We start from the raw sequence: 17,199 nt of genomic DNA on the forward strand, positions 1-17,199 counted from the left end.
CACATTCGGACGCCGACGGGAATCGCCGGGCGCGAATTTCAAAACGGCCTCTAAGAAGGCTGCGAAGCGGCTTGCTTCAGGCCTTGGCGTCGCGTTGCACTCTGGTCAACGCGCTGTAGCTCGGGCTTGTGGTTTTCGAGACTGGCACGACCTCGAGCAACGGTTCGCTTCCGGGCAAGCGTTCACACTCGATCAAGCGCTCGGCTCGAACGAGTTCGTCGAACGCCAGACTGCTGTTGTCCTATCCATCGCGAGCGATCTGAGTATTGCGGATGGAGATGTCCAATTTGCGCTCGCTTCTGCGGGCTTCACTGGCGATCGATCCCCGCAGCTCAAAGAACAAATAGCGATACGACTTGAGTGTTACCGTGCAACTTCGTTGCATCTCTCCGACGTTCGCCAACCAGGAGCGATTGGTCGCCTCAGAACAGCCGGGCGGAACGGAGAGGTGGTGATTCTACGAAATTTCGGCCGCCCAACCGAAGTCCTTTCGCATAGGGCGGTTTCGACTGTCGCAGACTTTGAATATGTCTCGCCACGCAAGAAATTAGGCCTGTTCATACCTGACAGACTCCACCTCCCATATGGTTATTTGATGGAGGCAAATGGATCACGGGTGTTGTTTTCACGTGACTACAAGCCGATGTGGCGCCTACGAGTAAATGGAGAGATCGAGCGACCGGAACCGTGGCCGGGGATACATCCCACTGGTGCGACCTACCTATGGTCGGACAGCGAGATCCCTTGGAATTCACCCACGCTTAAAAGCCGCATGCTAGAATTTCTAACCGAAAACAGAATATTCTGGCTACCTATACTTGCCGACGCACTTCCACTTCTGATTAACGCCCCTTCGAGTGAACGATTGTCGTATTCGGACGGCGCGTCTCTGCTTCAAGTCAACAGGACAGGAATGCAGCCGTAGGATTTGAATTTGCGAAGGACGTGAGCGCCAATTCACCGGGGTTTCCCCCGCCCTGCGCTCGCGCTCCGGGCGTTCGTCGCTCGTGAAGCTCCACCGGAGCTTCGCGTTTCGGGTCGTCTCACGACGACCCGAAGCCGCTCCCCACCCTCACTCCCACTCGATCGTGCCCGGCGGCTTGCTCGTCACGTCGTAGACCACCCGGTTCACCCCCCGCACCTCGTTGATGATCCGGGTCGCGGTGCGGCCGAGGAAGGGCATGTCGTAGGGGTAGAAATCCGCGGTCATGCCGTCGACCGAGGTCACGGCGCGCAGGGCCAGGACGTAGTCGTAGGTGCGATAGTCGCCCATCACGCCGACGGTCTGGACCGGCAAGAGAACCGCGAAGGCCTGCCAGATGACGTCGTAGAGGCCGGCTTTGCGGATCTCGTCGAGATAGATCGCGTCGGCCTTGCGCAGGATGTCGAGCTTGTCGCGGGTGATGCCGCCCGGGCAGCGGATGGCGAGGCCGGGGCCGGGGAACGGGTGGCGGCCGATGAAGGCCTCGGGGAGGCCCAGTTCGCGGCCGAGCGCCCGCACCTCGTCCTTGAAGAGCTCGCGCAGCGGCTCCACCAGCTTCATGTGCATGCGCTCGGGCAGGCCGCCGACGTTGTGGTGGCTCTTGATCGTCACCGACGGGCCGCCGGAGAAGGAGACGCTCTCGATCACGTCCGGATAGAGCGTTCCTTGCGCCAGGAAGGTCGGGGCGCCCTTGCCGTCGGCGGCGAGTTTCCTCGCCTCCGCCTCGAAGGTCTCGATGAACAGGCGGCCGATGATCTTGCGCTTGGTCTCGGGGTCGGAGACGCCTTCGAGTTCGGAGAGGAACACTTCCGAGGCGTCCACGTGGACGAGCGGGATGTGGTAGTGGTCGCGGAACATGCCGACCACCTGCTCGCTCTCACCCTGCCGCATCAGGCCGTGGTCGACGTAGATGCAGGTGAGCTGATCGCCGATCGCCTCGTGGATGAGGACGGCCGCGACCGACGAATCGACGCCGCCGGAAAGGCCGCAGATCACCCGCTCGGAGCCGACCTGCGCCTTGATCTTGGCGATCATCTCGGCGCGGTAGGCCGACATGGTCCAGTCGGACTTGAGGCCGCAGACACCGTGGACGAAGTTGGCGAGGAGCTTGCCGCCGTCCGGCGTGTGGACCACCTCGGGGTGGAACATCGTGGTGTAGTAGCGGCGCTTCTCGTCGACGGCGATGGCGAAGGGGGCGTTCTCGGAGGTGCCGACCACCTCGAAGCCCTCGGGGAGCACCGTGACGCGATCGCCGTGGCTCATCCACACCGGATAGCGCTTCCCCACCTCCCACAGCCCATCGAACAGGGGCGAAGCCTTCAGGATCTCGACGTCGGCGCGGCCGAATTCGGCGGCGTGGCCGCCCTCGACCCGCCCACCGAGCTGAGTCGCCAGCGTCTGCTGGCCGTAGCAGATGGCGAGGATCGGCACGCCGGCGTCGAACACCGCCTGCGGGGCACGCGGGCTGCCCTCGCGGGTCACCGAATCCGGACCGCCGGAGAAGATCACGCCCTTGGGCTTCAGCTTCGAGAAGGCGACATCGGCCGACTGATAGGGGTGGATCTCGCAGTAGATGCCGGTCTCGCGGACGCGGCGGGCGATCAGCTGGGTGACCTGGGAGCCGAAGTCGATGATGAGAATGGCGTCGTGCAGCATGGCGGGCTCCGAGGTCGGGCGGACGGCGAGCGAGGTTCGTCGCCCGGGTTCTAGATCAGCCGGCCGGCCGCGCCAAGCGCGACGGCCGCCGTAAAGGGCGAGATCGCGAAGCCATCCGATAGCTCGGATGGATCGAGACATCGCCGCGACGTCCCCCTTCTCCCCTTGCGGGAGAAGGTGCCCGAAGGGCGGATGAGGGGTCGGGCCTCGCCGCGCGCTCCGGCGTATTCCATTTCGCCCCGATTGCCGCTTCGCGGCGCCCCCTCATCCGACCGCTTCGCGGCCACCTTCTCCCGCGAGGGGAGAAGCGAGAGGGAGGCCGGGACTCGGCTTCCATCGATCACGCACGCCGCGCCGAGCGGGCCGTCCGTCGATCGGATCAATCCACCCGCTCGAGCACGGCGACGAAGAAGCCGTCGGTGCCGGCGGTGGCGGGGGTGAGGCGGAGCGCCGGGGTGCCTTCCGGCCCACGGCGGACGAAGGGGGCGAGCTTCGCGGCCATCCCCGGCGCGAGGCGGGCCGTCGGATCGCCGAGGCGCCAGCCGGGGTGACGGGCGAGGAAGGCGGCGACGCGGTCCTCGTCCTCCTCGGGCAGAATCGAACAGGTGATGTAGACGATGCGGCCGGTCGGGCTCGCGAAGCGGGCTGCCTCGTCGAGGACGTGGTCCTGGTCCTTCATCCGCGCCGCCAGTGCGTTGGGACGCAGCCGCCACTTGGCGTCGGGGCGGCGGCGCCAGGTGCCGGTGCCGGTGCAGGGGGCGTCGACCAGGACGAGGTCGATGGTGCCCTCGAGATCGGCCAGCGCATCGCCACCGTGAACGGGCGGGCGCAGCTCGATCGAGGTCGCGCCGGCGCGCGCCGCCCTGTCGCGGAAGTCGCCGAAGCGGCGCTTGTCGGTGTCGTAGGCGTAGATGCGGCCGGAATTGCCCTGCGCGGCCGCCAGAACCAACGACTTGCCGCCACCGCCGGCACAGAGATCGAGGATGCGGATGCCGGGCTCCGGCGCGGCGAGGAGCGCGGCGAGCTGCGAGCCCTCGTCCTGGATCTCGACGAGCCCCTCCTGATAGGCGGCCTCGGAGGGGACGTGCGGCGGCTTGGCCGTCGGCCCACCCTCGGGCAGGCGCAGGCCGAAGGGCGAGAGGTCGGTCGCGACGGGGCCCATGGCGGCGAGCGCCGCGAGCGCGGCATCACGGTCGCCCTTCAGGGCATTCACCCGCAGATCGACCGGCGCGCGCTCGGCGAGTGCCGCCATCTCCGCCTCCAGGCGTTCGCCGAACAGGGCGGCGAAGGAGGGCGCGAGCCATTCGGGGAAATCGCCGCGGACGTGGGCGGGAGCGTCGGCAAGAAGCGTCACGGGATCGGCTTCGAGCCGTTCGCGTTCACTCTTCGTCAGTTTCGCCGGGGCATGGGGGTGGGACAGCGCCTCGTCGAGAGCGGGAAGCCCCCTCCCCCAGGTCTGCGCGTAGGTGACGAGTACCGCGGCGCGCGACGTCGCCTCGCCCATGATCCAGGCGGCCGAGGCCTTCTTGCGCAGGGCGTCGAAGACGAGACTGCCGATGGCGGTGCGGTCGCCGGATCCGGCGAAGCGGTGAGAGAGGCCCCAGTCCTTCAGCGCATCGGCGACCGGGCGCTTGCGCTTGTCGATGTCGTCGAGCACCTCGATCGCGGCCTGCAGCCGTCCGCCGTCCTTCATCGCGCTGCTCCGGTGAAGCGTCGGGCGAGTGCCACGACGGCGCCTGCGGCGGCGATCGTCACGCCTTCGAGCGCCGTCAGCCATTTGGTGGTCGAACAGGCCGAGGCCCAGGAGACGAGGTCCGGCGTCAGCGCGTCGGGTCCGAGGCGGAGCATCTCGCGGATCGCGGCGTTCTCGGCGAAATCGAGCAGCGTCGGCACCGCCACCACGATGCAGGCGACGACGACCCGCCCGATACCGGCGAAGCCGGCCCAGCCGAAGATCGACGCGAGGAGCCACGAGAGCGAGACGAAATAGAGGAGCGGGAAGGCCGTATCGAGCCGGAGCTGGACGTTCGCGTAGAAGCTCGCACCCTGCGGTCCCAGGGCCTTCAGGAAGGCGATCGCCTCGGCGTGGTCGTAGCCGAAGAAGCGGAGGTCGAAAGGCTGACCGCCGCCGATGGCGACGAGCCGGGGGACGGACCAACCGAGCATGGTCGCGGAGACGGCGACCATGGCGACGGCGCAGGCGACGAGGATGGTGCGCAGGGTCATCGATACCTCCTCACGGCCGGGGCCGGATGCTCGCACGGAAGCGCCACACGCTCCCCCTTCTCCCCTCGCGGGAGAAGGTGCCCGAAGGGCGGATGAGGGGGCGCGTACGCGAGTACGCATCCCGGTCGCGGGACCGCCGCCGCCCAGACGGAGGTCCGCCACGGACGGTCGGACCGCCGGAGCCGCTTCGCGGCGCCCCCTCGTCCGACCACTTCGCGGCCACCTTCTCCCGCGAGGGGAGAAGGGCGCCGGGCTGCGCCCGGTGAGAGTCGGCGCCCCGACGATCGGCAGCTGCCCTCCGATCACACGTTGCTCGGATAGTTCGGGCTCTCGCGGGTGATCTGGACGTCGTGGACGTGGCTCTCGCGCAGGCTGGCGCCGGAGATGCGGACGAACCGCGCCTTTTCGGTGAAGTCCGGCAGCGACCGGGCGCCGACGTAGCCCATGGCGGCGCGCAGGCCCCCGGCGAGTTGGTGCAGCACCGCGCCGAGCGGACCCTTGTAGGGCACCTGACCCTCGATGCCCTCGGGCACCAGCTTCAGCGTGTCGCGCACTTCCGCCTGGAAGTAACGATCGGCCGAGCCGCGCGCCATGGCGCCGACCGAGCCCATGCCGCGATAGGCTTTGTAGGAGCGGCCCTGGTGGAGGTAGACCTCGCCCGGGCTCTCGTCGGTGCCGGCGAGCAGCGAGCCGATCATGGCGACCGAGGCGCCGGCGGCGAGCGCCTTGGCGAGATCGCCGGAGAACTTGATGCCGCCGTCGGCGACGACCGGCACGCCGGCGTCGCGGGCGACCGAGACGGCGTCCATGATGGCGGTGAGCTGCGGCACGCCGACACCGGCGACGATGCGGGTGGTGCAGATCGAGCCGGGGCCGATGCCGACCTTGATGGCGTCGGCGCCGGCATCGATCAACGCCTTGGCGGCGTCGGAGGTGGCGATGTTGCCGGCCAGCACCTGGGTGGCGTTGGAGAGGCGCTTGACCCGCTCGACCATGGCGAGAACGTGCTGGGAATGGCCGTGGGCGGTGTCGACGACGATCAGGTCGCAGCCGGCGTCGATCAGCCGCTCGGCGCGCTCGAAGCCCTTGTCGCCGGTCGTGGTGGCGGCGGCGACGCGCAGCCGACCCTGGGCGTCCTTCGACGCGTGCGGGTGATGCTGGGCCTTCTCGATGTCCTTGACGGTGACGAGGCCGGTGCAGCGATAGTGCTCGTCGACCACCACCAGCTTCTCGATGCGGTGCTTGTGGAGGAGGCGCTTGGCTTCCTCCTGGCCGACGCCCTCCTTGACCGTCACGAGATTCTCGCGGGTCATCAACTCGTAGACGCGCTGCTCGGGGTTGGAGGCGAAGCGGACGTCGCGGTTGGTGAGGATGCCGACGAGGCGGCCGAGATGGGAGCCGCCGACGCCGCCGTTCTCCACCACCGGAATGCCGGAGATGTGGTAGCGGGCCATCAGGCCGAGGGCGTCGGCGAGGGTGGCATCTGGCCCGATGACGATCGGGTTGACCACCATGCCGGACTCGAACTTCTTCACCTGACGGACCTGCTCGGCCTGCTCGTCGGGCTCCATGTTGCGATGGACGACGCCGATGCCGCCGGCCTGGGCCATGGCGATGGCGAGGCGGGCCTCGGTGACGGTGTCCATGGCCGAGGAGAGGATCGGCAGGTTGAGCTCGATCTCCTTGGTGACGCGCGACCGGATGTCGACCTCACCCGGCATGACCTCGGAATGGCCGGGGAGCAACAGGACGTCGTCGAAGGTGAGAGCTTCGCGGGAATTGCCGGGTTCGTAGAAGGTCGCCATGGGCCAACGTCCTCTCGGGAGAATGCGGGACGACCGGCCGGCGGGCCTTCGGGCACCCGCGACCGGTGGGAAAGATCGTCCATCGGAGTTGGCGGCGGTCGATAACACGGAAATGACGGCAGGGGAAGAGATGCTCGACATGTCGCGGGCGCGGAGCCGCCGTGCACGAAATGTTGGGCCGCGGCGAGCGCGCGCCCGGCTCTCGCCCCGCCGATCTCAGCCGTCGACGACGGCGGGATCGGGGCTCGGGCGTGCGAGCTTCACCACCCGCGCCACCTCGCTGTCGAACATCAGGACGTGGCGGCGGAACCAGTCGGGGACCATCTCGGCGACATAGGCCCGCGCCATCACGGTGCGGCCGGCGCGCGCCTGGTCGAGGAAGCGGTGCGCCTCGCCGAGCGTGCGGGCGTGTTCGGCGACGTGATGGGCGATCTCCTTGTAGGCGACGGCACGCATCAACGCCTCCTCGCGGGCGAAGTGCTCGCCGAGATGCTCGACGAAGGCGGCGAGGCGCTCGACGAACTCGGCCGGCCCTGCCGCCGCGGCGGCGCGCCAGAGCTCGACCGAGGCGGCGTGGTCCTCGTCGATCTCGGGAAGCGACAGGGTGAGCGCAGAAAGATCGATGTCGGCCATGTCGGAAACCTCACGTCGGAAGACCACCGAGGAGGAGCGCAGCAAGGCGCGTGCCGCTCGTCGAACGCGGCGCGGCGAAACGATCGATCGAATTCGAACGATCCCGCTCACTCTCCGCTCACCGCCTTCGCGAAGAAAGGCCGCCCCTCCCCCTGCGTCTCACCCGAAGGAAACCTTCCGCGTGTCAGGGTCCTCGCACGATTTCGACGTGAGAACGGGGGCAGGAGAGATGTTGGACAAGACGATCGTGTCGATCGGCCTCGCCGCGGCGCTGGCCGCCACCGCCATGAGCCTGCCGGCCAAGGCCGAACCGGTCACCGGCATCTTCGCCGCCGGCTTCGTCGGCGCGGTCTTCGGCGCCGGGCTCGCCTCGACGAACCATCGCCGCGACATCCGCTACTACGACGGATATGCCGCGTGGGATTACGGCGTCCCCGGCTATCAGCGCCCGCGTCCGGCCGTGGCGCCGATCTCGGCGTCGGGCTACGCGCTGGTCGAGGCCCCCGGCCCCGGCCGCCATCGCGTCTGCGCCCGGCAGGACCGTTTCGACCGCCGCGAACACTACATCGGCTCGCGCCGCATCTGCTGGATCGAGGCGCGCTGAGACGCCCTTCCCCTCACGCGTCCTTGAGCGGCGGCATCCAGGCGTGGGTGTCGCGCGGATCGCCGTCGTCGGTGGGGTCGCTCGGCGCCTCGGAGGGACCGCGATAGCCCTTGGCGATGACGTAGAGCTCGGCCGAATCGGCGCGGCTCGCCGGCGGCTTGATGTGCATCACCTGGGCGAAGTCGCGCTTGAGGTTGGCGAGCAACTCGTTCTCGGTGCCGCCGCGCAGCACCTTGGCGAGGAAGTGGCCGCCGGGCTTCAATACCGTGCGGGCGAAATCGATCGCCACCTCGGCGAGATGCATGATCTTCAGGTGGTCGGTCTTCTTGTGGCCGGTGGCCGGCGCCGCCATGTCGGAGAGCACCACGTCGGCCTTCTCGCCGCCGAGAGCTTCGACCAGAACGGCGGGCGCATCGTCGTCGAGGAAGTTCTTCTGCAAGAAGACGACGCCCGGCAGGGTCGCCATCTCGAGATAGTCGATGCCGACGACGCGCGGGCTCTGATCGGTCGACTTCACGCGGCTCGCCGCCACCTGACACCAGCCGCCGGGCGCACAACCGAGATCGACGACCCGCATGCCCGGCTTCAGCAGGCCGTATTTGTCGTCGATCTCGATCAGCTTGTAGGCGGCGCGCGAGCGCCAGCCCTCCTTCTTGGAGAGGACGACATAGGGGTCGTTGAGCTGGCGCGCCAGCCAGCGGTTGGACGAGGCGGTGCGGCGCTTGGCCGTCTTCACCTTGACGTGGAGCGCCCGCGGCGCGCCGCCGCCCTTGCCTCCGCCCTTGCCGGTGCCGCTCATCGTTCGCGTCCCTCGTCGTTCGGCCGGCGCGGCCAACGGTTCGGCCGGCGCCAGACGCCGTCACCGATCATCAGTTCGGTCAGCATACCCTCGCGCAACCCGCGATCGGCGACCCGCAGGCGGCCACAGCGCCAGCGGCGGCGGATCGCCTCCAGGATGGCGCAGCCGGCGAGCACCAGATCGGCACGATCACCGCCGATGCAGGGGTTGGCGACGCGGTCCTCGAACTCCATGGCGAGCAGGCGATCGATCATGGCGCCGACCTCGTCGTCGGAGAGCCAGGTGCCGTCGACCCGGCGGCGATCGTAGCGCTTCAGCCCGAGATGGACACCGGCGAGGGTCGTCACCGTGCCCGAGGTGCCGAGCATGTGGTAGCGGCCGGTGACGAGGCGTTCGGCGAGAGGCGCCCAATCGGGCAGGACGGAGAGTAGCGCGTCGACGTCGGCGACCATGTCCTCGAACACCGCCGGGCCGACGGCGACGCCGCCGTGGCGCTCCGACAGGGTGACGACGCCGACGGGAAGCGAGGTCCAGGCGCGGATGTGGCGGGTGGGGTCGCCGCCGGCGCGACGGCCGTCGCCGAACTCCATCCACACCAGTTCCGACGACCCGCCGCCGATGTCGAAGAGCAGCACGCCGTCGGCCGTCCAGTCGACGAGATTGGCGCAGCCGGTGACGGCGAGGCGGGCTTCCGTCTCGCGGGTGAGGATCTCCAGTGTCAGCCCGGCTTCGCGGCGGACGCGCTCCAGGAACTCGACACCGTTCTCGGCGGCGCGACAGGCCTCCGTCGCCACCAGACGGGCGCGGACGATGCCGCGGGCGTCGAGCTTGGAGCGGCAGACGCGGAGCGCGTCGATGGCGCGGCTCTGCGCGGCGTCCGACAGTCGGCCGGAGCGCGACAGCCCTTCACCGAGACGGACGATGCGGGAGAAGGCGTCGACGACGCGGAAGCCCTGGCGCCACGGTTCGGCGACGAGCAGGCGGCAGTTGTTGGTGCCGAGATCGAGCGCCGCATAGAGCGGCCCGGAGGTGCGCGGCCGGCCGGGCTCGACATGGGGCACATGGTGGCCGGGTTCGCGATGGCGTTCGACCGGGTGATGGCGCGGACGCAACGACGGTTCGTCGGCGCGGCGCGGATGTTGCCGATCGCCGTGGCGATCGGATTGACGACCGCCCTCGCCCGCCGGTGGTTCGGAGCCGTCGCACTCCTCGCGACGCTCCGGCCGGTCGCGATCACGGCCGTCGCCGGGGGACGCGCCGGGTGAAGCCGGTGCCGAGGTCGCGGGACCGGCGCGATCGGCGACGCACGGCGCGGCGGGCGCGTTCGCACCAGACGCGGCGTTCGGTGCGAGCCCGACGTTCCGCGCCGAGGCGGCGTTCGGCGTGGATGCGGCGCTCGTCGCCGACGCGACATTCTGAGCGGGGGCGACGCGTTGCGCGGCGACGGACCCGGACTGCGCGGCTCCCTGTGGAACCGGCACGCCATCGCTCCCGGCTCCGTTGGAGACGGGCTTGGCCACGGAGGCCCAACGGGTTCTCTTGCCCCGACGCTTCCGGCGCCGGCGTTTGGCCGGCGGCGCGGAGCGGTCGGCGGGGGTTGGACGATCCGCCTCCGGCGGCTCGTCACCTCGCCTCCCCAATTTTCCATCCTCGCACCGGCAGGCGGGACACGAGTCCCGCGCGGCGCCTCAGAGTTTCGCGTTGTGGGACAGTCTACCAGCGCTTCGACGGCTGACAAGCACCGGCGTCACTCGACGGAAGTGGTGCACGGACGGTTCGAGGGATTGCGACGGGAGGCTTGAAACCCGTCCGACGATCGGTTAGACGGGTGCCCATCGGCGACGGGCGGTCCACCGCCCGGCCCGCTGGGGGATAGTTTAACGGTAGAACAGCGGACTCTGACTCCGTTAGTCTTGGTTCGAATCCAGGTCCCCCAGCCAACTCCTTCTTCCTATTTCACCGCTGCAGCACCCGCCGACGCCGAAAAGCCGGCGACGGGAGAGGCGTCATCTGCGGCCGTAGGCGGCGAGGAAGACGTGGACGGCGGACGCGACGACCGCGTCGGTTTCGAACCTCGGATTCCCGTCGTCGACGCAGAACATCAGACGACGGACGAAGTCCGACTGGCAGAGATTGAGGAACTGCACCGCCGCCATATGGGTGTCGGCGATGTCGAGCTCGCCGGCGGCGACGAGTCGATCGAGCAGGCCGGCCAATCGTGCGGCGCCGTATTGCGGCCCGGCTTCGTAGAAGGCCCGACCGACGCTCGGGAATTTCGGCGCTACGGCCATGACGGTGCGGACCAGCGCGACGTGTTCGGGGCGGGCGAACATGGCGATCAGGGTGCGGCCGATTCGTCCGAGCGTCTCGGCAGCGGTCTCGCCGGGGCGTTCACCCCACATGCAGGTGCGCTCCGCCTGCTGGCGCTTGTCGTGGCGGATGAAGGCGACGAACAGTTCCTCCTTGGAGGGCCAGTAGGCGTAGAGGGTGCCCTTGGAGACGCCGGCGGCGCGCGCCACGTCGGCCACCGAGGCGCCGTCGAAGCCGTCGCGCAGGAACACCGTGCGGGCGCCGTCGAGGATCTGGCGCGCCTTCTCGTCGGAGTGACCGACACCGAAGACACCCGCCTCCTCGCCGACCGTTTCGGTCTCGCGCGGATCCACGTTCCGGCTCTGGAGCCTCGTCGACATTCGTTCCTCTCTTCGATCGGCCGTCATGCGACTCGACTTCGGCGATCGTAGGTCACGGCGACATCGAGAGCGATCCCATCCGGCCTCGCCACCGTCGGACGCCCGTCCACCGCCTCCGCCACGATCGACCACAGCCGAAGTGCCGGCTCACCCCGGAGCACCGAAGATGCCGGCGGCCGACCGAAGGCCGGAGGCTCCGACCCGCCCGGCCGTCGACGACGCGCGGATTTCTCCGTCGCCTCGGCGGCACGAGAACTTCGCGCCAGGTATGCCGTCGGTCGCTTTCGATGGCCGATCGTATCCCCGGAAGCACCGGGCCACCGGCTGCCACCGACCACCGACCTCGCCCGGACATCGGTGCCGAGCGGGCGCGGTCGATATCCGCATCACCGTCCACGCGCCGTCGCCGCGACGACCGTCACGGAAAAGTGACCGAACCGTTCGGTTCGATCTTGTCTAGAGCGGGCGGCTGCGCTAAGTCAAGTTTCATGACCGAACCGTTCGGTTCGATCGTACCGTTTCCTCGGGTGGCCCGGACGGGCGGCCGGTGGAAGGGTCGAAGCATGTTCTGCTTCGGATCTCCGAAGTGTCCACCGCTCCGGTCGGTCGCAGCGCCGCGTGCGTCGGCTGTCCGAGGACTCCTCGATATCGGATACACGGGGCGCCCCCTGCCTCGGACGTCCGAAGCGGCTCCGGTCCGGAGATCCATTCGACCGCCGGGCGGCCCGCGTCGGGTGTCCTCGGCGCCCACGCCCCGCATGGGCGAGGCCCCCTCCCCGGTCGGTCGCGGGTCGCTCGTTTCGGTTCGACCGGAACGTCGCGGCGGATGCGGACCGGGCGACCGGCGAGCGTCACCGGCGACGGGCTCGGGCGCGGTCTCGACGGGACGTCCCGGCTCGGGCACCGTGAGCACGATCTCCCGTCGGTTCACCGTTTCGGCGCGTCGCCCGGCGTCGCCGCTCATGTTCAACGCTCGCCGACGGCGCCTCCGTGGAGGGACGGGCGAGCGACAGATCCCGCCGATCGCCGGCGATGACGGGGCACGAAAGGTACGAAGGTCATGGCCAAGGGCGAACTCTCCCTCGAGACCGGCGGCACCGCCGCTTCGACGCCGGCGATGCGGGGCGAGACGGTCACCCGGCTCGATCGCGGGCAACCCACCGCCGACGCCCGTCCGGCCGCAAGCGAAACGGCTGCCGTCCCGCCCGCCGCGGCGACGCCGCCGAAGGGCGGACGCAAGCGGCGGGTGTTCCTGGTGATCGGCCTCCTCGCCCTCGGTGCGGTGGGATGGAAGGGCTGGGACTGGTGGACCCACGGCCGCTTCGTCGTTTCCACCGACGATGCCTATGTGAAGGCCGAGACGGCGGTCGTGGCGGCGCGGACCGCCGGCACCATCGTCGCCACCCCGTTCGCCGACGGGGCGCGGGTGAAGGCCGGCGACGTGCTGGTCGAGATCGACCCGGTCGACACCCGCCTCGCTGTCGCCTCCGCCGAGGCGAAGATCGCCACACAGACCGCGACGATCGCCCGGATCTCCGCGCAGATCGAAGCCGCGAAGGCTCAGGTCGCCCAGGCCGAGGCCCAGGTCGTGGCGGCGCGGGCGGCGGCGGACAACGCCGAAGTCGAATTCGATCGAGCCTCGAAGCTCCTGGAAGCGGCGGCCGGCACTCGTCAGCGGGTCGACGCGACGCGCAGCGCCCGTGATCAGACGAAGGCGGCGGTCGCGGCGGCCGAGGCCGGCGTGGCGGCGGCGCGCGGGGCCGAGGCCGTCTACGAGGCGCAGAAGACCGAAGCCGAACGTCAAGCCGGCGAGCTCGCCGTGGCGCTCGACAAGGCGCAGCGCGAAGCGAGTTTCACCCGCGTGATCGCGCCGTTCGACGGCGTCGTCGGCAATCGTGCGGCGCAGGTCGGCGCGCTGGTGCAGCCGGGCACCCGCCTCATGGCGCTGGTGCCGCTCGACCGGGTCCACATCGAAGCGAACTTCAAGGAGACCCAGCTCGCCCGCATCCGTCCCGGCCAGCCCGCGACGATCGAGGTCGACGCGCTCGGCGGGGCGACGGTCGAGGGCCGGGTGATCGGCGTGTCGCCGGCGACGGGGGCGCAGTTCTCGCTGCTGCCGCCGGAGAACGCCACCGGCAACTTCACCAAGATCGTTCAGCGCGTGCCGGTGCGCATCGAGGTTTCGGGCGAGGCGGTGACCAGAGGACTGCTCAGGGCCGGCCTGTCGGTCGTCGCCGAGGTCGACGTGCGCGAGGCGACGAAGGACGCGGCGCCATGAGCGACACCGCCACACCGGCGGCCCCGCGGCGCGTCGTCGAGCCGAATTTCGAGCCGCGGCGCGTCTTCGCCTTCATGAGCATGGTCTTCGGCATGTTCATGGCGATCCTCGACATCCAGATCGTCTCGGCCTCGCTGTCCGAGATCCAGGCGGGTCTGTCGGCCTCGGCCGACGAAGTGGCCTGGGTGCAGACCAGCTATCTCGTCGCCGAAGTGGTGATGATCCCGCTCTCCGGCTTCCTGTCGCGGGTGCTGTCGACGCGGATCCTGTTCGCGATCTCCTGCGCCGGTTTCACGGTGATGTCCTTCGCCTGCGCCATGTCGTCGACGATCGAGGAGATGATCGTCTGGCGGGCGCTGCAGGGCTTCATCGGCGGCGGCATGATCCCGACCGTCTTCGCCTCGGCCTACACCATCTTCCCGCGCAGCAAGATGCCGCTGGTGACCCCGATCATCGGTCTCGTCGCGACGCTCGCCCCGACCATCGGACCGACGCTCGGCGGCTATCTCACCGACCTCTTCTCCTGGCACTGGCTGTTCCTGATCAACATCGTACCGGGTGTCCTGGTCACCGCGGCGGTGTGGATGCTGGTCGATTTCGACGATCCCGATCTGTCGCTGCTCGACGCCTTCGACTACGCCGGGTTGGTCGGCATGGCGCTCTTTCTCGGGGCGCTCGAGTATCTGCTCGAAGAGGGGCCGGCCAAGGGCTGGTTCGATGCCGAGGAGATCGTCCTGGCGACTGTCGTCTCGGCGACCGGCGCGGTGTTGTTCTTCTGGCGCGCCTTCACGGCGCGACAACCGATCGTCGATCTCGGCGCGTTCCGCGACCGCAATTTCTGGACCGGATCGCTGTTCAGCTTCATCATGGGCATCGGCCTCTACGGCCTGACCTACCTCTATCCGGTCTATCTCGCCCGGGTGCGCGGCTATTCGGCGCTGATGATCGGCGAGACCATGGCGGTCACCGGCGTGTGCATGTTCGTCGCGGCGCCGATCGTCGGGCGGCTCCTCACCAAGGTCGACCCGCGCTACATGATCGCCGTCGGCTTCGCCGGCTTCGCGCTCGGCACATGGCAGGTGCATTTCGTCACCAAGGACTGGGACTTCTGGGAACTGCTGGTGCCGCAGATGCTGCGCGGCTTCTCGCTGATGACCTGCATGGTGCCGATCAACAATCTGGCGCTCGGCACCCTGCCGCCGACACGGATCAAGAACGCCTCCGGCCTCTTCAACCTCACCCGCAACCTCGGCGGCGCGGTCGGGCTGGCGCTGATCAACACCTTGATGAACCAACGCATGGACCTGCATCTGGCGCGGTTGCGCGAGAACGTCGCCTGGGGCCACGCCAAGGCCGAGGAGATGCTCGTCTCGCTCACCGCGGCGATGGCGCCACGCGGCTCGGACGCCGATCTGGCGGCGCTGTCGAAGCTCGCCGGCATCGTCCGGCGCGAGGCGCAGGTTTGGGCGATCGGCGACGTCTTCCTGGCGCTCACCGTGCTCTTCGTCGGACTGGTCGTCCTGGTGCCGCTGATGCGCCGGCCGTATCCGATGGGCGCAGCCGGCGGCGGCGGTCACTGACCGGCGAGACCGGTGCCGCCGGCGGTCCTCGTCAGACGAACATGTCGGTCGCGGTCTTCTGCATGTCGTCGGCGACCTTCATCACCTTGGCGGCGGCGGCATAGCCGATGCGGGCCATCAGGAGATCGGAGGTCTCGGTGACGATGTCGACGTTCGGCGCGGCGACGAGACCACGCTCGTCGGCATTCGGATCGCCGGGTCCGGGTTCGACGGTCCAGCCGGGGCTGCGCGGGACGATCTCGGTCCGTACGCCACCGCCGGGTAGATCGGTCTCACGAACGGCCAGCGCGCGATAGGCGGTCGTCGCTCCGTCGGCGCCGGGCACTGGGCCGGTCGTCCGCTGGTTGGCGATGTTCGAGGCCGCGGCCTCGAGCCGGCGCGTCGAGGCGTCGAGACCGGAGCGGGCGATCGACATCGCCGAGAAGAGAGACATGGTCGACCTCCGAGGAGCGCACCGGCGGTTTCGCCCGGAAGATCGATGATCCGGTCGAGCGGTTGCGGAAGGCTCTCGGAATTCGTCGGCATCGTAATCATCGGGTGGAATTCCGGTCACATCTCCGGCGGAAGGCCCGACGGAGTGCTCTCGTGCCGCAGGTGGCTTCGGGAGGGTTGAACACCGGACGTTCCCGGCCTAGAGCTTCCGCCTCTCTTCCATCGGGACCTCACCATGACCGTTCGTCTCTCGCTGCCGCGCGACCGCATCTCCGTCCTTCTTCTCGAAGGCATCAGTCAGACCGCGGTCGGTCTGATGAAGGCGGCCGGTTACACCAACCTCGTCCACCTGCCCAAGGCGCTCGAGGGCGACGCGCTCAAGGAGGCGGTCGCCGGCGTCCACATGATCGGCATCCGCTCGCGCACCCAACTCACCGAAGAGGTGTTCGCAGCGGCGGACAAGCTGATGGCGGTCGGCTGCTTCTCGGTCGGCACCAATCAGGTCGACCTCGGCGCGGCGCGCAAGCGCGGTGTTCCGGTGTTCAACGCGCCCTTCTCCAACACCCGCTCGGTCGCCGAACTGGTGATCGGCGAGATCGTCATGCTGATGCGGCGCATCTTCGATCGCTCGGTGTCGGCGCATCAGGGCGGTTGGGACAAGTCGGCCGACCGCTCCTTCGAGGTGCGCGGCAAGACGCTCGGCATCGTCGGCTACGGCAACATCGGCTCGCAGCTCTCCAACCTCGCCGAGAGCATGGGCATGCGGGTCATCTTCTTCGACCTGACCGACAAGCTGCGCCACGGCAACACCGAGCCGACCGAGCGGCTCGACGAGCTCCTCGCCGTCTCCGACGTCGTCTCGTTGCACGTGCCGCAGACCGACCAGACCCGGAACATGATGGGCGCGGCCGAGTTCGCGAAGATGAAGAAGGGGTCCTACTTCATCAACAACGCCCGCGGCACGGTGGTCGATCTCGACGCGCTCGCCGCGGCGATGAAGAGCGGCCACATCGCCGGCGCCGCCGTCGACGTCTTCCCCAAGGAGCCGAAGTCGAACGCCGAGAAGTTCGTCTCGCCGCTGCAGGGCCTGCCGAACGTCATCCTCACTCCGCACATCGGCGGCTCGACCGAGGAGGCGCAGGAGCGCATCGGCGCGGAGGTGGCGCGCAAGCTCGTCGACTATTCCGACATCGGTTCGACGATCGGTGCGGTCAACTTCCCGCAGGTGCAGCTGCCGCCGCGCCCGAACGGCACGCGCTTCATCCACGTGCACGAGAACCGGCCGGGCATGCTCAACAAGCTCAACAACCTGATCTCGGACCGCGGCCTCAACATCGGTTCGGAGTTCCTCCAGACCGAGGGCGAGGTCGGCTACGTGGTGATCGAGGCGGACGGCGCCGGCGACCATGCCGACGACATCCTCACCGCCATGCGGGCGATCCCGGGAACGATCCGGGCGCGGCTGCTCTACTGAGAGCGGCGTGGGATCATAGGGTGCAAAGAGCCGAAGGCGA

General features: G+C 69.0%; 13 protein-coding genes and 1 tRNA gene. 5 read left to right on the plus strand and 9 right to left on the minus strand.

Annotated features, from left to right (window positions below):
* Positions 1-1,072: 1,072 nt before the first annotated feature.
* From guaA to V7Q42_RS08395, 5 genes are all read right to left on the minus strand, one after another.
* Positions 1,073-2,638 (minus strand): glutamine-hydrolyzing GMP synthase, encoded by a 1,566-nt coding sequence (gene guaA / locus V7Q42_RS08375; protein ID WP_333823522.1) that lies wholly within the window; start codon positions 2,636-2,638, stop codon positions 1,073-1,075.
* Between the two features lie 379 nt (positions 2,639-3,017).
* The gene (locus V7Q42_RS08380; RefSeq protein WP_333823523.1) at positions 3,018-4,331 is read right to left on the minus strand and encodes an RsmB/NOP family class I SAM-dependent RNA methyltransferase; all 1,314 of its coding nucleotides are present in this window, start codon (positions 4,329-4,331) and stop codon (positions 3,018-3,020) included.
* The gene (locus tag V7Q42_RS08385) at positions 4,328-4,864 is read right to left on the minus strand and encodes a hypothetical protein (RefSeq protein WP_333823524.1); all 537 of its coding nucleotides are present in this window, start codon (positions 4,862-4,864) and stop codon (positions 4,328-4,330) included. The genes V7Q42_RS08380 and V7Q42_RS08385 overlap by 4 nt, the downstream gene beginning before the upstream one ends.
* A gap of 302 nt (positions 4,865-5,166) precedes the next feature.
* Positions 5,167-6,669 carry an IMP dehydrogenase gene (gene guaB / locus V7Q42_RS08390; protein ID WP_333823525.1) on the minus strand — a complete coding sequence of 501 codons (1,503 nt, stop codon included), beginning with the start codon at positions 6,667-6,669 and terminating at the stop codon, positions 5,167-5,169.
* 216 nt (positions 6,670-6,885) lie between these two features.
* Positions 6,886-7,302 carry a bacteriohemerythrin gene (locus V7Q42_RS08395; RefSeq protein ID WP_333823526.1) on the minus strand — a complete coding sequence of 139 codons (417 nt, stop codon included), beginning with the start codon at positions 7,300-7,302 and terminating at the stop codon, positions 6,886-6,888.
* 229 nt (positions 7,303-7,531) lie between these two features.
* Here V7Q42_RS08395 and V7Q42_RS08400 point away from each other — a divergent pair, with 229 nt between their 5' ends.
* A complete protein-coding gene (locus V7Q42_RS08400) occupies positions 7,532-7,906 on the plus strand; it encodes a hypothetical protein (protein ID WP_333823528.1) in 375 nt (124 codons plus the stop codon).
* Between the two features lie 13 nt (positions 7,907-7,919).
* Here the strand turns inward: V7Q42_RS08400 and V7Q42_RS08405 are convergent, their stop codons facing one another.
* Both V7Q42_RS08405 and V7Q42_RS08410 read right to left on the minus strand, forming a co-directional pair.
* A complete protein-coding gene (locus tag V7Q42_RS08405; RefSeq protein ID WP_333823530.1) occupies positions 7,920-8,705 on the minus strand; it encodes an RlmE family RNA methyltransferase in 786 nt (261 codons plus the stop codon).
* Positions 8,702-10,225, minus strand: coding sequence for a Ppx/GppA phosphatase family protein (locus V7Q42_RS08410; protein WP_442958178.1), 1,524 nt, complete (start codon positions 10,223-10,225; stop codon positions 8,702-8,704). Before V7Q42_RS08410 ends, V7Q42_RS08405 begins: the two co-directional genes overlap by 4 nt.
* A gap of 346 nt (positions 10,226-10,571) precedes the next feature.
* Between V7Q42_RS08410 and V7Q42_RS08415 the strand changes: the two genes are divergently transcribed.
* Positions 10,572-10,645: transfer RNA gene (locus tag V7Q42_RS08415), tRNA-Gln, on the plus strand.
* Positions 10,646-10,711: 66 nt separating this feature from the next.
* Here the strand turns inward: V7Q42_RS08415 and V7Q42_RS08420 are convergent.
* Complete coding sequence (locus V7Q42_RS08420; RefSeq protein WP_333823531.1) at positions 10,712-11,395, minus strand: TetR/AcrR family transcriptional regulator; 684 nt, start codon at positions 11,393-11,395, stop codon at positions 10,712-10,714.
* Positions 11,396-12,455: 1,060 nt separating this feature from the next.
* Between V7Q42_RS08420 and V7Q42_RS08425 the strand changes: the two genes are divergently transcribed.
* A complete protein-coding gene (locus V7Q42_RS08425; RefSeq protein WP_333823532.1) occupies positions 12,456-13,673 on the plus strand; it encodes an HlyD family secretion protein in 1,218 nt (405 codons plus the stop codon).
* Positions 13,670-15,253, plus strand: a complete 1,584-nt coding sequence (locus tag V7Q42_RS08430; protein WP_333823534.1) for a DHA2 family efflux MFS transporter permease subunit — start codon at positions 13,670-13,672, stop codon at positions 15,251-15,253. Before V7Q42_RS08425 ends, V7Q42_RS08430 begins: the two co-directional genes overlap by 4 nt.
* A 31-nt stretch (positions 15,254-15,284) precedes the next feature.
* Here V7Q42_RS08430 and V7Q42_RS08435 read toward each other — a convergent pair whose 3' ends face one another.
* The gene (locus V7Q42_RS08435) at positions 15,285-15,686 is read right to left on the minus strand and encodes a flagellar basal body rod protein FlgC (RefSeq protein ID WP_333823536.1); all 402 of its coding nucleotides are present in this window, start codon (positions 15,684-15,686) and stop codon (positions 15,285-15,287) included.
* 234 nt (positions 15,687-15,920) lie between these two features.
* On the opposite strand from V7Q42_RS08435, the gene serA reads away from it, so the two are divergent.
* Positions 15,921-17,159, plus strand: coding sequence for a phosphoglycerate dehydrogenase (gene serA / locus V7Q42_RS08440; RefSeq protein ID WP_333823538.1), 1,239 nt, complete (start codon positions 15,921-15,923; stop codon positions 17,157-17,159).
* The last annotated feature ends 40 nt before the right edge of the window (positions 17,160-17,199 follow it).

The organism is Pinisolibacter sp., from assembly GCF_036782435.1.
GTDB lineage: Bacteria > Pseudomonadota > Alphaproteobacteria > Rhizobiales > Ancalomicrobiaceae > CALBKH01.

Excerpts from the sequence above, each read along its gene's own strand:
- guaA (WP_333823522.1), bottom strand. The coding sequence starts at position 2,638 with ATGCTGCACGACGCCATTCTCATCATCGACTTCGGCTCCCAGGTCACC.
- V7Q42_RS08380 (WP_333823523.1), bottom strand. The coding sequence starts at position 4,331 with ATGAAGGACGGCGGACGGCTGCAGGCCGCGATCGAGGTGCTCGACGAC.
- V7Q42_RS08385 (WP_333823524.1), bottom strand. The coding sequence starts at position 4,864 with ATGACCCTGCGCACCATCCTCGTCGCCTGCGCCGTCGCCATGGTCGCC.
- guaB (WP_333823525.1), bottom strand. The coding sequence starts at position 6,669 with ATGGCGACCTTCTACGAACCCGGCAATTCCCGCGAAGCTCTCACCTTC.
- V7Q42_RS08395 (WP_333823526.1), bottom strand. The coding sequence starts at position 7,302 with ATGGCCGACATCGATCTTTCTGCGCTCACCCTGTCGCTTCCCGAGATC.
- V7Q42_RS08400 (WP_333823528.1), top strand. The coding sequence starts at position 7,532 with ATGTTGGACAAGACGATCGTGTCGATCGGCCTCGCCGCGGCGCTGGCC.
- V7Q42_RS08405 (WP_333823530.1), bottom strand. The coding sequence starts at position 8,705 with ATGAGCGGCACCGGCAAGGGCGGAGGCAAGGGCGGCGGCGCGCCGCGG.
- V7Q42_RS08420 (WP_333823531.1), bottom strand. The coding sequence starts at position 11,395 with ATGTCGACGAGGCTCCAGAGCCGGAACGTGGATCCGCGCGAGACCGAA.
- V7Q42_RS08425 (WP_333823532.1), top strand. The coding sequence starts at position 12,456 with ATGGCCAAGGGCGAACTCTCCCTCGAGACCGGCGGCACCGCCGCTTCG.
- V7Q42_RS08430 (WP_333823534.1), top strand. The coding sequence starts at position 13,670 with ATGAGCGACACCGCCACACCGGCGGCCCCGCGGCGCGTCGTCGAGCCG.
- V7Q42_RS08435 (WP_333823536.1), bottom strand. The coding sequence starts at position 15,686 with ATGTCTCTCTTCTCGGCGATGTCGATCGCCCGCTCCGGTCTCGACGCC.
- serA (WP_333823538.1), top strand. The coding sequence starts at position 15,921 with ATGACCGTTCGTCTCTCGCTGCCGCGCGACCGCATCTCCGTCCTTCTT.